Source organism: Mycobacterium bulgaricum (assembly GCF_041287165.2).
Taxonomy (GTDB): Bacteria; Actinomycetota; Actinomycetes; order Mycobacteriales; family Mycobacteriaceae; genus Mycobacterium; species Mycobacterium bulgaricum.
The window spans coordinates 145,743-160,634 of record NZ_JBGGKV020000004.1 but is presented as its reverse complement, the minus strand read 5'-3'; the positions used below and the strand labels follow the sequence as shown (position 1 = coordinate 160,634).

11 protein-coding genes and 1 pseudogene are annotated in these 14,892 nt (G+C 65.8%); 7 read left to right on the top strand and 5 right to left on the bottom strand.

The window, feature by feature from the left end; translation table 11 throughout:
- Positions 1–31: 31 nt before the first annotated feature.
- On the top strand, positions 32–1,219 hold the full coding sequence (locus ACAG24_RS13910; protein WP_370472815.1) for an acyl-CoA dehydrogenase family protein: 1,188 nt from the start codon (positions 32–34) through the stop codon (positions 1,217–1,219).
- Entirely contained in the window at positions 1,216–2,037 is an 822-nt protein-coding gene (locus ACAG24_RS13905) for a mycofactocin-coupled SDR family oxidoreductase (RefSeq protein WP_370472814.1), read from the top strand. Before ACAG24_RS13910 ends, ACAG24_RS13905 begins: the two co-directional genes overlap by 4 nt.
- Here ACAG24_RS13905 and ACAG24_RS13900 read toward each other — a convergent pair.
- From ACAG24_RS13900 to ACAG24_RS13890, 3 genes and pseudogenes are all read right to left on the bottom strand, one after another.
- Positions 2,031–2,924: pseudogene (locus ACAG24_RS13900) on the bottom strand (alpha/beta hydrolase); the annotation flags it as partial. The gene ACAG24_RS13905 and the pseudogene ACAG24_RS13900 overlap by 7 nt on opposite strands.
- The gene (locus ACAG24_RS13895) at positions 2,918–4,255 is read right to left on the bottom strand and encodes a flavin-containing monooxygenase (RefSeq protein ID WP_370472812.1); all 1,338 of its coding nucleotides are present in this window, start codon (positions 4,253–4,255) and stop codon (positions 2,918–2,920) included. The pseudogene ACAG24_RS13900 and the gene ACAG24_RS13895, both read right to left, overlap by 7 nt.
- A gap of 89 nt (positions 4,256–4,344) precedes the next feature.
- Positions 4,345–4,797, bottom strand: coding sequence for a MaoC family dehydratase (locus ACAG24_RS13890; RefSeq protein WP_370472811.1), 453 nt, complete (start codon positions 4,795–4,797; stop codon positions 4,345–4,347).
- A 799-nt stretch (positions 4,798–5,596) separates the two neighbouring features.
- Here ACAG24_RS13890 and ACAG24_RS13885 point away from each other — a divergent pair.
- The 3 genes from ACAG24_RS13885 to ACAG24_RS13875 are packed head-to-tail and all read left to right on the top strand — an operon-like array spanning position 5,597 to position 10,318.
- The gene (locus ACAG24_RS13885; RefSeq protein WP_370472810.1) at positions 5,597–6,349 is read left to right on the top strand and encodes a hypothetical protein; all 753 of its coding nucleotides are present in this window, start codon (positions 5,597–5,599) and stop codon (positions 6,347–6,349) included.
- Positions 6,346–8,463 carry an Rv1355c family protein gene (locus ACAG24_RS13880; RefSeq protein ID WP_370472809.1) on the top strand — a complete coding sequence of 706 codons (2,118 nt, stop codon included), beginning with the start codon at positions 6,346–6,348 and terminating at the stop codon, positions 8,461–8,463. The genes ACAG24_RS13885 and ACAG24_RS13880 overlap by 4 nt, the downstream gene beginning before the upstream one ends.
- Before the next feature lie 16 nt (positions 8,464–8,479).
- Entirely contained in the window at positions 8,480–10,318 is a 1,839-nt protein-coding gene (locus ACAG24_RS13875) for an EAL domain-containing protein (protein WP_445206190.1), read from the top strand.
- On the opposite strand, the gene ACAG24_RS13870 is transcribed toward ACAG24_RS13875, so the two are convergent.
- Positions 10,299–11,147, bottom strand: a complete 849-nt coding sequence (locus ACAG24_RS13870; protein WP_370472808.1) for a hypothetical protein — start codon at positions 11,145–11,147, stop codon at positions 10,299–10,301. The genes ACAG24_RS13875 and ACAG24_RS13870 overlap by 20 nt on opposite strands.
- A gap of 342 nt (positions 11,148–11,489) precedes the next feature.
- Here ACAG24_RS13870 and ACAG24_RS13865 point away from each other — a divergent pair, with 342 nt between their 5' ends.
- On the top strand, positions 11,490–12,722 hold the full coding sequence (locus ACAG24_RS13865) for an acyl-CoA dehydrogenase family protein (protein ID WP_370472807.1): 1,233 nt from the start codon (positions 11,490–11,492) through the stop codon (positions 12,720–12,722).
- Complete coding sequence (locus tag ACAG24_RS13860) at positions 12,723–13,865, top strand: acyl-CoA dehydrogenase family protein (RefSeq protein WP_370472806.1); 1,143 nt, start codon at positions 12,723–12,725, stop codon at positions 13,863–13,865.
- Here the strand turns inward: ACAG24_RS13860 and ACAG24_RS13855 are convergent.
- On the bottom strand, positions 13,862–14,752 hold the full coding sequence (locus ACAG24_RS13855; protein ID WP_370472805.1) for a universal stress protein: 891 nt from the start codon (positions 14,750–14,752) through the stop codon (positions 13,862–13,864). The genes ACAG24_RS13860 and ACAG24_RS13855 overlap by 4 nt on opposite strands.
- Positions 14,753–14,892 lie beyond the last annotated feature (140 nt).

Below are 14,892 nucleotides of genomic sequence, written 5' to 3'. Positions count from 1 at the left end.
CTTCACCTCCCGCCCCTAGGAGCACGACCGGATGACCATTGCCGAAGTCAGCGACGAGGACTTCCAGGAGATCCTGACCCAGACCCGCCACTTCGTCCGCACCGCGGTGGTCCCTCGCGAGCAGGAGATCCTCACCGACGACGAGGTTCCCGAGGATCTCCGCCAAGAGGCCAAGGACATGGGTCTCTTCGGCTACGCGATCCCGCAGGAATGGGGCGGACTCGGCTTGAACCTCGCCCAGGATGTCGAACTGGCGATGGAACTCGGCTACACCTCGCTGGCGCTGAGGTCGATGTTCGGGACCAACAATGGCATCGCCGGGCAGGTGCTCGTCGGATACGGCACCGATGAGCAGAAGTCGACGTGGCTTGAGCGGATCGCGTCGGGCGAGGTGGTCGCCTCCTTCGCCCTGACCGAGCCGGGCGCCGGCTCGAATCCGTCCGGCCTGCGCACCAAGGCCGTTCGGGACGGATCCGGAGCCGAGACCGACTGGATCATCAACGGCCAGAAGCAATACATCACCAACGCGCCGACGGCGGATTTGTTCGTGACATTCGCCAGAAGCAGACCGGCCGACGACGCGGGGGCCGGCATCGCGGTCTTTCTCGTCCCGGCCGACACCCCCGGCGTGAAGGTCGGGTCCAAGGACAAGAAGATGGGTCAGGAAGGCGCGTGGACCGCGGACGTGAGTTTCACGGATGTGCGAGTCCCCGCCGCCGCACTGGTCGGCGGCTCCGAGGACATCGGGTATCGCGCGGCGATGACGTCGCTGGCCCGCGGCCGCGTGCACATCGCCGCGCTCGCGGTCGGTACTGCGCAGCGCGCGCTCGACGAGTCGGTGACCTACGCCGCCACGGCGACGCAGGGCGGCACGCCGATCGGTGAGTTCCAGCTCGTCCAGGCGATGCTCGCCGATCAGCAGACCGGCGTGCTCGCGGGCCGTGCTCTCGTCCGGGACACCGCGCGGCAGTGGATCACCGGAGAGGACCGGCGAATCGCGCCGTCCGCGGCGAAGCTGTTCTGTACCGAGATGGCAGGCAAGGTGGCCGATCTCGCGGTGCAGATCCACGGCGGGGCCGGTTACATGCGGGAAGTGCCCGTCGAGCGCATCTATCGCGATGTGCGCCTGCTCAGGCTCTACGAAGGCACCAGTGAAATTCAGCGCTTGATCGTCGGAGGAGGACTCGTGAAAGCAGCAACGAAGGCGATGAACAGGTGAGCGGTCGGTTGGAAGGGCGGGTCGCGTTCATCACCGGCGCAGCCCGTGGACAGGGCCGGGCACACGCGGTGCGGATGGCCAACGAGGGGGCCGACATCATCGCCGTCGACATCGCGGGACCGTTGCCGCGTTGTGTGCCTTACGATCCCGCGACGCCGGACGACCTCGCGGAGACGGTGAAACTCGTGGAGGCGACGGGCCGCCGGATCTTGGCGTCGGCGGTGGACACCCGTGACGGTGACCGGTTGAAGGAGACGGTGGAGGCCGGCGTGGCCGAACTGGGCCGGCTGGACGTGATCGTCGCCAACGCCGGCGTCTCGGCGCCGCAGGCCTGGGACGACATCACGGCCGACGATTTTCGTGACGTGATGGACATCAACGTCACCGGAACGTGGAATTCAGTGATGGCGGGAGCGCAGAAGATCATCGACGGCGGCCGGGGAGGATCGATCATCCTGATCAGCTCGGCTGCCGGAATCAAGATGCAGCCGTTCATGATTCACTACACCGCGAGCAAGCACGCAGTCACCGGGATGGCCCGGGCGTTCGCCGCCGAGTTGGGCAAGCACTCGATCCGGGTGAACAGCGTGCACCCGGGCCCTGTGGTCACCGACATGGGCACCGGCGACATGGTCGCCGCGCTGGGCAAGGCGATGGAGACCAACCCACAGCTGTCGAATATGATGACGCCGTTCCTGCCGACATGGGCGGTCGAGCCGGACGACATCGCCGACGCGGTGTGCTGGCTGGCCGGCGACGAGTCGAAATTCGTTACAGCAAGCGCCATTTCGGTCGATCAGGGCTCGACGCACTACTGACCGGACAGTGTCCTGGTCAGGAACGTGAGCTGATCGGTCACCGTCTTGTCGAACCAGTCGTTGCCCGGCCAGACATCGAAGTGGTCGCACGGGTAGTGATGCACCTGCGCTCTGCCGTGTGCCGCCGTCGAGGCCACGGCCCCGGCCGGCACGTACTGGTCGAAGTCGGCGATCTGTACCAGCAGGGGGCACCGCAACTTCTTGGCGGCGGCGTTGGTGCGCACGCCGAGCACCTGCAGACCGATGGAGCTGTCGATCTCGTTGCGCCATGTCGGGCCTGCCAGCGCGGTGTAGCTCTCGTAGGCGCCGTCGAGGGCGAGTGCGCCGGCCTCGCCCACCGGGGACACCAGTGGCATCAGGGTCGGGGCTCCGCCACGGCCCACCGCGATTCGGCTCCTGACGCCGGTCAGCGTCCAGCGCAACGAGGTGGCGATGTTGCGCGACGCCGCGGCGGACCGGCTGACCGCGATCCCACTCGTCAGCGGCGTCAACGCGATCACCGCGCCGATGTCGTCGCGCTCGGCCGCCACCCGCAGCACATGACCGCCGGAGAACGACGCGCCCCACAGCGCGATCCGGCCGCTGTCGACGCCGTCCAGCCTCTGGGCGGCGGCGATCGCGGCGTGGTAGTCGTCGATCTGCCGGCGCACCGACAGCGATTGGCGCGGAGCGCCTTCCGACGCGCCGAATCCGCGGTAGTCGAAGGCGACCACGTCGAAGCCGGCCGCGGCGAATCGCTGCGCAAAAGGTTCCAAGCCGGAGTCTTTCGTGCCACCGAAGCCGTGGGCCATCACCACCACTGGGCGTCGCTGCCCCTCGGCACGAAAATGCCAGGCGCTGCAACGGTCCTCGCCACTGACGAAGCTGACCTCCGTGTACGTCATCGCGCCGCCTCGGTGAGCCCGGCGGCCCGTTTCAGTCCTGCGGGGAGCTCGCGGGTGCGCAGATCGTGCTCATAGATGAAGTAGTCGACCTGCTGGGTGTGCCGCGGACGATCCGTGCAGTGCCCGGCATGTAGATGTTGGTCAGCGTCGATGACCCGCTCCATCTCGTCCACCGGGGGAAGCGCGTACCGCCCGACGGCGTATGCGGCGAGAAGGCGCGCCTGGCATTCGACGAAGGGGAACAGCGTCGGTACCGCTTGGGCGAACCCCATGAAGACGAGGTCGTCGATGCCGGGCAGGAACATTCGCTTGTAGAGCCGCAGCGTGTTGTCGGGGGCGCTGATGAAGTCGGGATCGAAGAACGGGAACGTGATGTTGTAGCCGGTGGCATAGATGATGACGTCGAAGTCACTCTGGCTGCCGTCGACGAAGTGCACCGTATGGCCGTCGAGGCGGGCGACATTCGGTTTGGGCGTGACGTCGCCGGATCCCAGCCGCAGCGGCAACTCGACCGATTGCGTGGGGTGCGCCTCGAACAGCTTGTGGTCAGCCGGCGGCAGTCCGTACATCGTCGGGTCGGTGCCCAGCATCGGTGCGATGAACTGAACCGCCTTGCGCTGCCACGACAGTGGCAGGTACGGCGATGTCCGGAACAGGGTGTCCCCGGGCCGGCCTGCGATGTACTTCGGCACGATCCACGCCGAGGACCTGGTCGACAGGGTCACGTCGTTGCGAAGCGCCTTCGAAGACAGCTCGACGGTGATGTCGGCGGCGCTGTTGCCGATACCGACGACAAGGATGCGCCTGCCGGTGAGTTCCAGAGGCGTGGTCGGGTCGATGTAGGAGTGCGAGTGGATCGACTCGCCGGCGAAGGTGCCGGGGAACTGCGGGAAGCGCGGGTCCCAGTGGTGTCCGTTGCCGACGACGAGCAGATCGAAACGGCGTTCGTCGCCCGCCTGGTCGCGGATGAGCCAGCCGCGCTCGGCCTTGGCTGCGTGAACGACCCCGTTGCCGAATTCGATGTGGTCCCTCAACCCGAAGACGTCGGCGTAGTCGTCGAGGTAGGCCTTGACCTGGGAATGATGCGGGAACGACGGGAAATGGGCGGGCATCGGATAGTCCTTGAACGACAAGCGATCCTTGGACGTGTCGATGTGCAGCGACCGATAGGCGCTGCTGTGACCGTTCGGGTTCCCGAAAGCCCAGTTGCCTCCCATGCGGTCGGACGTCTCGAAGGTGGTGTATCGGACGCCGTAGTCCTTGAGCATCTTGCCGGCCGTCAGGCCGCTGATACCGGCCCCGATCACCGCAACATGCGGATGTGCTGGGTTCACCGTCGCTCCTCACGCCAAATGGCAATCTAGGAGCGTTTTTGACGAACGTCAATAGTTTCTGACGCTTGTCGCGGCGGCGCCGCCGGGGATCAGCCGATGAACCGGACGATGGACTCGGCGACCGCCGCCGGCTTTTCCGACCCCTCGATCTCGACCGTGGTGCGCAGCGTCGCCTGCACCGCGTTGTCGAGCTGGGATACTGCCGCGATCTCGGCCCTGGCGCGCAACTTGGCACCCACGCGCACCGGCGTGATGAATCGAACCTTGTTGTATCCGTAATTGATCGCCATCGCGACGTTGTCGACGGAATAGAGCTGGTGGGTGAAATATGGGAGCAGCGACAGGGTCAACAGGCCGTGCGCGATGGCCCCCCCGAACGGCCCGTCGGCTGCGCGCGCGGGGTCGACATGGATCCACTGATGGTCTTCGGTGGCGTCTGCGAACAGGTTGACCCGGTCCTGGGTGATCTCCAGCCACTCGGTGGGGCCGAGTTGGGTGCCCTCGGCCGACACGAACTCGGCCAGATCCTTGAACTTCTTCACGCCGCGCCTCCTCTGAAGCCTGTCTGCGGTAACAGATGCTGGTCGACCGTACGCGTGCCGATCCGGCGCTCACTGTGCCATATCCCTGCCCGGCGGATCCCCGACACGGAAGTCAGCCCGCCACATCGAACGACTGAACCGCGCCATCCGACGGTGGCAATCGATCGCTCTTTTGCCACCATTTTCTTGACACTGCGCCGAGAAATCTCGGCGGGTCATACTCGACGCATTTCTCCAAATGCAGGAAGGGCGTTTCCGCCCCAGCGGAAGCCACGCGATCGTCAATTAAGCGCCAATCTCGGGGCCGACGTGAGTGCGCAAAGGAATGCCAGCAAATTTCGCAAAAGGAGCACCAATGGAGCAACCAATTCGCCGAAAGAACAGCCGAATTTCGAAACAAACGTCGGTTACCAACGGGTAACCAGTCGACGGCCCACGCTCTCTCGTTGCCACTGGACAATGGGTTTCTCCGCAGGCCACACGATTAAAGCAAAAATTTTTTTCTGGGCCGAGCGCGTGACGAGACAGCCGGCCATGCCGCCGAATTGTTCGCTATCTCGCAGATGAAGGTATTTTGACCTGCAAGGACTTCGCTCGCAAAGATAGCCCACCTATCGGCTTAGCGAGGGAAGCGCGTTCCCGCCAATCTTGCGAGCTCCCCGAATGGCATCACATCGGTTGCGGATAACTAGTAACACGGACGCTTGTGGCGCGATACTTGACGCGCGTGCAGATAACGCCACGTACCCCCACCGAGTCCGGCTGAGTTCAAAGGCTGGCGCAGATGAATGGATGCATAATGACAATCCCTGAAATTCGCTCTGCCACACCCGATTGCGCAACCCTGGCGACCAGCCCGAGCTACTGGGACCCTGCAATCGAATGCACCATCGTCTACGCCACGCCCGCCGCCGAACGTGACCTCTGGAAGGACTACGTGGAGGGCGCACTGGAGAATTACCGCAAGCACGGTGTGGCCGCGGCCCTGGATCCCGACGCTTTGCACACCGGGCGCGACACCGCACTGTTCGCTGCATGTATCGACACGTCGGGACGGGTCATCGGCGGCATCCGCGCGCGCGGCCCGTACCGTTCTGCCGACGAGTGTCATGCCGTCAAAGAGTGGGACGGCCAGGTCGGCCAAGACGCGGTCTACAAGATGGTCGCCGACCGCATCCCCTTCGGTGTCGCCGAGATGAAGACCGCATGGGTCACCGACGATCCTGAGGCGAGCCGGCGGGTGACGAACGCCATCGCCCGCACTCCTCTGCACGCCATGACTCTGCTCGACATCCAATTCGTCGTCGCCACCGCTGCGTCCTACGTGCTCAAGCGATGGCTGACATCGGGGGGCGTCCTTGCCTCCAAGATTCCGGCCACGTCGTATCCCGATCACCGATATGACACCAAGCTGGCATGGTGGGATCGTATGAGCTTCGCGAAGCATGCTGCGCCCGCGCAGGTTTCGAAGTTCTTCGCCGAGCAACGCGAAATGTCCGCAGCTATGGAACCGAGGAGAACTCCTGCCGTGATCGACGCAGTGTCTCGATGACCGACGCCGATGTGCACGATTCCCCCCACAGCGCCGTGCTGCTGGATCCCGCGGATCCGGCGCATGTGCCGCAGATCTCGCGACTTCGCGACGACGGCGGGATCGAGTTCATCGACCGGATACCCGAGGGCGATCGCCAGGCGCTGACCGCTTGCTGGGCCTACTACCCGTGGCGCCGCGCCGCCGTGCGGGTGCTGGGACCAGACGTGTTTCGACGCGTGCGCCTCGACCGGAATCGCTACCTCGTCACCGACGAGGAATCGGCGCGGCTCGCGACACTGCGCGTCGGCGTCGTGGGACTCAGTGTGGGACACGCCATTGCCCATGCCCTGGCGGCCGAAGGGCTCTGCGGCGAACTGCGGCTTGCCGACTTCGACACCCTGGAATTGACCAACCTCAACCGGGTGCCTGCCTCGGTCTTCGACCTCGGTCTCAACAAGGCCGTGGCGTGCGCCAGGCGCATCGCCGAGCTGGACCCCTATCTTCCCGTCCATCTGGCGACCTCGGGCATCACCGCCGATTCGATCGACGCATTCCTCGATGGCCTCGACATCGTGATCGAGGAATGCGATTCGCTCGACGTCAAGGTGCGGATCCGGGAGGGCGCACGGGAGCGTCGGCTGCCGGTACTGATGGCCACGAGCAGCGGCGGTCTGCTCGACGTCGAACGTTTCGACCGAGAACCTCAGCGTCCTGTGTTTCACGGTCTGCTCGGTGATGTCGACGCCGAGCATCTGGCCAGCCTCAGCAGTAAAGACAAGGTGCCCCACGTGCTGCGGGTCATCGACGCAGCGGTGCTGCGACCGCGCATGCAGGCCTCGTTGCTCGAAGTGGGTAAGACGTTGTCGACGTGGCCGCAGTTGTCCTCAGAGGTCGCCATCGGTGCCGCGACAGTGGCCGAGGCGGTGCGGCGCATCGGGCTGGGAGAAGAGCTGCCCTCGGGACGCGTGAAGGTCGATGTGCCGGCCATCCTCGACGACATCCGAGACCCGTCGCCTCAGCAGGACGCGAGCAGCCTGCAATCTCCCGTCCATCGCGACGCGGGTTCGCCGACGATGCCGCCGACCGACGATGCGATCGCGGCGATGGCCGCTGCGGCAGCACGGGCTCCTTCCGGTGGGAACACTCAGCCGTGGACGATCGACGTCGATGCCGCCAGGTTGACCATCCGGGTCGACCCAGACCTCACGTCGGCCATGGACATCGGCTTCCGCGGCAGTGCCGTCGCCGTCGGCGCCGCCACCTTCAATGCCAGGGTCGCCGCCGCCGCCCACGGGTTGACGGCCGAGGTGGAGTACCGGGCAGAAGATGAATCCTCGCCGCTGACCGCCGTCGTCCACACCAGAGCCGGCGCGGATGCCGATCTCGCGAAACAGTTCGACGCAATGCTGCAGCGCGAGACGAACCGTCGCGCCGGCGTCCGGGTGGACATCCCCCCGGATGTGGTCGCGTCGCTGGCACACGCCGCCGAGGGAGAAGGCGCCCGGCTGCGGCTGATCACCTCAGCCACCGACATCGACGGCGTGGCCTCGGTACTGGCCGAGGCGGATCGCATCCGCTACCTGACGCCTCTGCTGCACTCGCAGATGATCAGCGAACTGCGCTGGCCGGGGGACGCCGACCCCGACACCGGAATCGACGTCCGAAGCCTTGAGCTCGCCGACGCCGACCTGGCATTCCTCGACATCCTTCGCAGCGGGGCGGTGATGGCCCACCTCGCCGATTGGGACGCGGGATCGGCGCTGGGTGAGGCCACCCGCTCGGCCGTGTCGGCCGCCGCGGGCGTCGCCGTGTTGTCGGTGCGTGGCGACACGCTCGCCGACTACGCGCGCGGCGGGTCGGCGTTGGAGGCGGTGTGGATCGCCGCGCAGAAAGAAAATTTAGCCGTTCAACCTATCTCACCTGCATTCCTGTACGCCCGACGGCCGCAGGAACTCGACGCGCTGTCACCGTCGTACTCGCGGCAGCTCGCGGACCTGCAATACTCTCTCGAAACGTTGTTTGACATCGCATCGGATGAGTCGCTGATCCTGATCCTCAGGCTCTGCCGCGCACCCGACCCGTCGGTGCCGAGCAGGCGTCGACAATCACCCGGTCGATCCACACCGACCTGAAGCGGGACGGAGGTCAGTGTCCGAGAGCCTGGATCTCGTGGTCACTTCGGTGGCGACGCGCCTGATGGGGGTCGGGGCACATACATGGGTTGAGGTCAGCCAGGGGGTCCTGGCCGACCTCGTCAAGTTCTTCAACGTCGACGTGAGCTTCTTGCGACGCAACGATCACGCGATCCGCGCGTCGGTGCTGGTGGCCGAGTGGCCCGTACGGCCGGGCATTCCCGACCCCGATCCCCTGGGCGTCGTCTACTTCGCAGACGCCGATCCGGTCTTCGCTCTCGCCGAGCACCAGAAGGAACCGGTGGTGTTCCGGCCGGAACCGGCCACCGACGAGTATCAACAGACGATCAACGAAGGCAGGGACGTGCCCGCCACGTCGATGGCGTGTGTGCCGCTGCTGTCCGAAGACCTCACCACCGGCGTACTCGGATTCGTCAAGTTCGGCGATCGCGACTGGACAGACGCCGAACTCAACGCGCTCAAAGCGATCGCCTCACTGTTCGCGCAGACCCAAGCCCGGGTGCAGGCCGAGGACAAGCTCCGCTATCTGGCCGAACACGATGACCTGACCGGTCTGTACAACCGCCGCGCCCTGTTGGCACACCTCGACGAACGTCTCGCCGAAGGGCAGCCGGGACCTGTGACGGCACTGTTCTTCGACCTGGACCGCCTCAAGGCCATCAACGACTACCTCGGCCACACCGCAGGCGACTGGTTCATCCGGGTACTCGCCGAACGCCTTCGCAGGGGCGCCGAGTGCCCGACGTTGATCGCACGTCTGGGCGGGGACGAGTTCGTCGTCGTCCCCACCAAGCCGATGGACGGCGACGCGGCCGTCGAACTCGCCGAGCGACTGCAGGCGGTACTGCGCGAGCGCGTATCGATCGACGGTGAGATGCTGACGCGCACGGTGAGCATCGGTGTCGCGCAGGGTGTCCCGGGACGGGACACCACCTCCGATCTGCTCAGGCGTGCCGACCAGGCTGTGCTCGCCGCGAAAAGCTCCGGCGGCAACAAGGTCTCGGTGTTCACCGACGACATGTCGATGCAGAACGAGTTCAACAACGACATCGAGCTACATCTGCAGAACGTGATCGAGAACGGCGCGCTGCTGCTGCACTACCTTCCCGAAGTGGACATGCGGACCGGAGACATCCTGGCCGCGGAAGCACTCGTCCGGTGGCAGCACCCCACGCGCGGACTGCTCTCCCCCGATTCGTTCATCGGTGTCGCCGAGTCGATCAACCTTGCGGGGGAACTGGGTCGCTGGGTATTGCGTTCGGCGTGTGCCGATTTCGCCAGCTGGCGCGCACGCGGCATCGCCAAGGACGCGATCATGCGAATCAACGTCTCGCCGGTGCAACTCGTCACCGACGGCTTCGTCGAGGCCGTTGCCAACGTCATGGACGAGTTCGGCCTCGAACACGGGTCCATCTGCCTGGAGATCACCGAGAGCGTCGTGGTCGACGACATCGAGGCCACCCGCATCACGCTCGACGGTCTCAAGGAGGCCGGTGTCCGCATTGCGATCGACGATTTCGGCACCGGCTACAGCGCACTGTCCCATCTGAAATCCCTGCCGGTCGACACCCTCAAGATCGACAAGGGATTCGTGCGCGAACTCGGTTCCGACCCAGGAGATCTCGCGATCGTCCGCGCGATCATCGCGCTCGCCGAAGCCTTCGGCCTTGAGCTCGTCGCCGAGGGAGTGGAAACCGACGCCGCGGCGCTCACCCTGCTCAGGCACGGCTGCCACCGGGCGCAGGGCTTCCTGCTGTCGCGTCCGATCGCCGGCGCGGCGATGGAGTCGCTGTTCGCGAAGGGCCGTATCCCGGTCAGCTTTTCGAAGCCGTGACGCCGCCCGCGTGACCCAACGACGGTCGCGCCATCGCGGCCGCCTCGACATCTGAGGTCAGCAGTTCGAGGCGGCCGAAGCGGCTGGCTTCCTTGCCCACCAGCGCGACCCGCAACGGCGTACCGCCGGGCACGAGTCCGCCGAGGACACTATCTGCGTCGGTGGTGTTCCGGCAGATCAAGACCCCGTGGCGAGCCCGAATCATCCGGGACCCGCGGCCCGTTGAGAACGTCGCGCCGACGACGACACCCTCTTCGAACACCAGACCGTCGAAACTCGCCACCGGATACGGCGACACATTGCGCGCAAGCGCTTCGGCGACAAGCCATTCGTGCACCGACCCGATCGGCCTCGCCGGGTCCGGCGTCGTCTCGCCGATCTCGGTGACCTTGAGAAGCTCGTCGTCTCCGCAATCCACGGTGACGGACGTCCAGTCGGTCACCTGGGTGTAGAGGTAACCCGTCGGAGACGGGATGCACCGCGACGCCCACTCCCGCAATCGCCAACCCTCGAACGTGGGGATAGGCCGCCGTCGGGGCGGAAGAGGTTCCCCTGCGAGGCGGACGGGCAGATCGGCGTCAGGCTGAGTCAGGGTCGTGATGTCGATGTCGGCCGTGAGCTCACCGAGGTACTCGTCGGTGTCGACGTCGCCGCCCACCGCGAACCACCCGCGTCGACGCGTGGTCAGTGACGCTGAGCTCGATTGCAGTTCGGCGATGAACACCTCGCTGTCTTCGTCGACCGCGGAGATCGCTGTCGCCAGACCGGCCACACCGCTGTCGGTGCACACGACGTCGACTTCGTCGTCCCAGTCGGGATCGCAGGACACGGTGATTCGCCTCGCTATGTGCAATGGATTAGCCGAAGCCGGAGCTGTTCGGCCGCTAAAGGCTATGGCATGGCGGATAGGTGGCCAAAACCAGGATGCGGCCCCGCGTTGCCACAGCCGTGATGGGTTTTGAGGGGATTTGCCATCACGGACTGTGGCAACTGTCGCAACCTACCACCGCAGGGGCCGGGTGCGGCCTTCACGTGATCCGCCGGTCCCGCTGATCAAGACGTGACCCGTCTCACGCCTGTCGTCCCCTGAGGCCGTAATCGCACCACCTCGCCCGCCACTTAACTAACTAGGTTTACTCTGTCTGAATCGCCTGGCAGAAAGGAGACGTCGATGGATCTGGGATGGTCGGCGACCGACCTTGCATTCCGCGACGAAGTGCGGACATTCCTCGACGACAGACTGACCCCCGAGCTGCGCCGCGCCGGACGGCTGATGACCAGCGTCTACGCCGACCACGACGCGAGTATGGAGTGGCAGCGAATCCTGCACGAGCAGGGCTGGGCGGCGCCGGCGTGGCCGGTCACCCATGGCGGCTGCGACTGGAGCCTGACGCAGCACTACATCTTCAGCCGCGAGTCGACGCTGGCGGGCGCCCCTTCCCTCTCGCCGATGGGGATCAGGATGGTCGCCCACGCGATCATCAAGTTCGGCACAGACGAGCAAAAGGACTACTTCTTGCCGCGGATACTGACCGGCGAGGTGTTCTTCTGCCAGGGCTACTCCGAACCGGAGGCCGGGTCGGACCTGGCGGCACTGACGATGGCCGCCCGCGATGACGGTGACGACCTGGTCTGCACGGGCAGCAAGATCTGGACCACCCATGCCCGAGAGGCCAATTGGATGTTCGCCCTTGTCCGTACTACCCGCTCGGACAGGAAGCAGCGCGGCATCACGTTCATTCTCATCGACATGTCCACCCAGGGCATCGAGATCCGGCCGCTCGTGATGACCTCGGGCGAAGAGGTGCAGAACCAGGTCTTCTTCGACGAGGTGCGGGTTCCGAAGGCGAATGTCATCGGCCGGATCGACGACGGCTGGACGGTGGCCAAGTATCTGCTGGAGTTCGAGCGTGGTGGCGGAGCGGTGGCGCCCGCCCTCCAAGTGATGGCCGAGAACATCGCCTCGGTCGCCGATGAGCAACCCGGCCCCGGTGGCGGGAAACTGCTCGGTGACCCCGCGTTCGCGCGCAAGCTCGCCGACGTACGCATCCGCACCGAGGTGCTGGAGATCCTCGAGTATCAGGTGCTGGCCGTCGTCGCCGAAGGGGGCAACCCCGGCGCCAAGTCGTCGATGCTCAAAGTCCTCGGTACCGAGTTGAGCCAGGCCATCACCGAACTCGCGATGGAGGCGGCGGGACCGCGCGGACGTGTCTACCAACCGCACGCGACGTTCCCGGGTGGACCCATCGCGGAGTTCGAGCCGCCCCCGGGTCACTACGTCAGCGGCGAGCCGTGGCAGGCGGTCGCCCCACTGCGGTACTTCAACGACAGGGCCGGCTCGATTTACGCCGGCAGCAACGAGATTCAGCGCAACATCCTCGCCAAAGCCGCATTGGGACTGTAAATGGACTTCAAGCTCACCGACGAACAGAGTCTGCTCCGCGACGGCCTCACGCGGTTCCTGTCGACCCGCTACGGGCTGGAAAAGAGCCGTGCCGCAGCGAAAACGGGGGCGGGTTGGCAGCCCGAGATCTGGCACGCCTTCGCCAAGGAACTCGGCATCCTCGGCGCCGCCCTGCCGGAGGATGCCGGCGGCATCGGCGGCGGCGCGGTCGAGATGATGCTGATCGCCGAGGCGCTCGGACACGCCCTCGTGATCGAACCCTATGTCGACACCGCGGTCGTGGCCGCCGGACTGCTGCGCCGCGCGTGTGGTGACGCCGCAGGAGCCTTGCTGGAGCGGATCGTCTCCGGCACCGCCGTCGTCTCACTGGCCGCCACCGAAGCCACCTCCGGCGAGTTCTGGCAGGACGTCACCACCAAGGCCGTCCGCGACGGCGGGGACTGGTTACTGACCGGCGAGAAGATCGTCTCGGCATCGACACCTCTGGCAACCCATGTGCTGATCAGCGCACGCACTGCCGGCGAGCGGACGGACACAGAGGGCATCTCGCTGTTCCTCGTCGAGATAGCCTCGGCCACAAGCAATATCGAGTTTCACCACTACCGCACCGTCGATGACCGACGGGCATCGGACATCACGCTCGAGGGGTTCCGGGTTCCGGCCACGGCGTTGCTCGGGGACGAAGGCGCCGCGTGGGCCTCGCTCGCCCGCGCGCGCGACGAAGGTGCGGCAGCGATCAGCGCCGAAGCAGTCGGCTGCATGCGAAAGGTCCTTGCGGACACTGTCGAGTACTGCAAGCAGCGGCAGCAGTTCGGTCAGCCGATCGGGAGCTTCCAGGTCCTGCAGCACCGGATGGTCGACATGTACATGGAAGTCGAGCAGTCAGCCGCGGCGGTCCTGCTCGCAATCCTCAAACTCGACGAGGACGAAAGCACCCGGGCGCAGGCGGTGTCGGCGGCCAAAGCGACGGTGGGACGGGCCGCGCAGTTCGTCGGCCAGCAGGCGGTGCAACTGCACGGCGGCATGGGGATGACAGAAGAGCTCGCCATCGGGCACTACTTCAAGAGGTTGACGGCGTTGCAGTTCGAATTCGGCTCAACGGATCACCACATCACGCGTTACGGCCGACTGACCACGCGCTAGCCTGTCGGCCTTCTCGCGACGATGACCGGCACCCGCGCCGACTGAACCACCTGCAAGCCGACCGAGCCGAGCAGCATGCCCGCGAAACCGCCGCGGCCGTGACTGCCCACGACCAACAGTTGGGCCTCGGCTGCCTCATCGAGCAGGCGCCGTGCGGGCTGGTCGCGGCAGACGACCCGTTTCACCGCCACGTCGGGATAGCGTTCCTGCCACCCCGCCAGTCGCTCGGCGAGAAGCATGTCCTCTTCCGGCTGGATCTCCGTCCACCCGGCATCGGGCAATTCGTATCCGGCGTCGCTCCAGGTGTGGACCGCGATCAGACCCACCCCACGACGCGACGCTTCGTCGAAGGCGATCGCGGTGGCATGCTCGCTCGCGGGCGAGCCGTCGACACCGACGACGACGGGCGCCTCGGAGGGGTGCGGAATCAGCGGGTCCTCATCGTGGATCACCGCCACAGGGCAGTGCGCGTGCTGGACGAGGCCGGTACTGACCGAGCCGAGCAGGCGGCGCTCCCACTTGCCGAGTCCCCTACTGCCGACGACGATCAGGTCGGCGGTCCTGGACACGTCGGCCAGTGTGGGCACCGGTTGCCCGGACAGCACCTTCTCGGTGACGGCCAGCACGACACCTTCTGCGGCCGCCTCGCTCACCTTCCTTGCGTCTGCGAGAACCCTTGCCGCCTCTTCTTTTTCGTCTTCAAAGAATGCGGTAGGCAGTGGGGCCTGGATCCAGGACTGCATCAGTGCACTGGGCAGCACGTACGCCAGGGTCAGTGGGATTCGACGCATCGCAGCATTGCGCGCAGCCCAATCGACCGCGACGCGCGACGCGGCCGAGCCGTCGACGCCGACGACGATGCCGAAGGGCGCTGGTTGAGTGGACATCTGGGGTGCCTCCTCGTCGGTCACCGACGACGACTGCGGTGTCTGCCGTCTGACACCCTCAGGCTAGCGCCGAGCCCGACCTGACATCAGTGGGCCGCAGTCACCCGCGGAAAGGACCAAAGTCCTTTCCGCGGGTGACT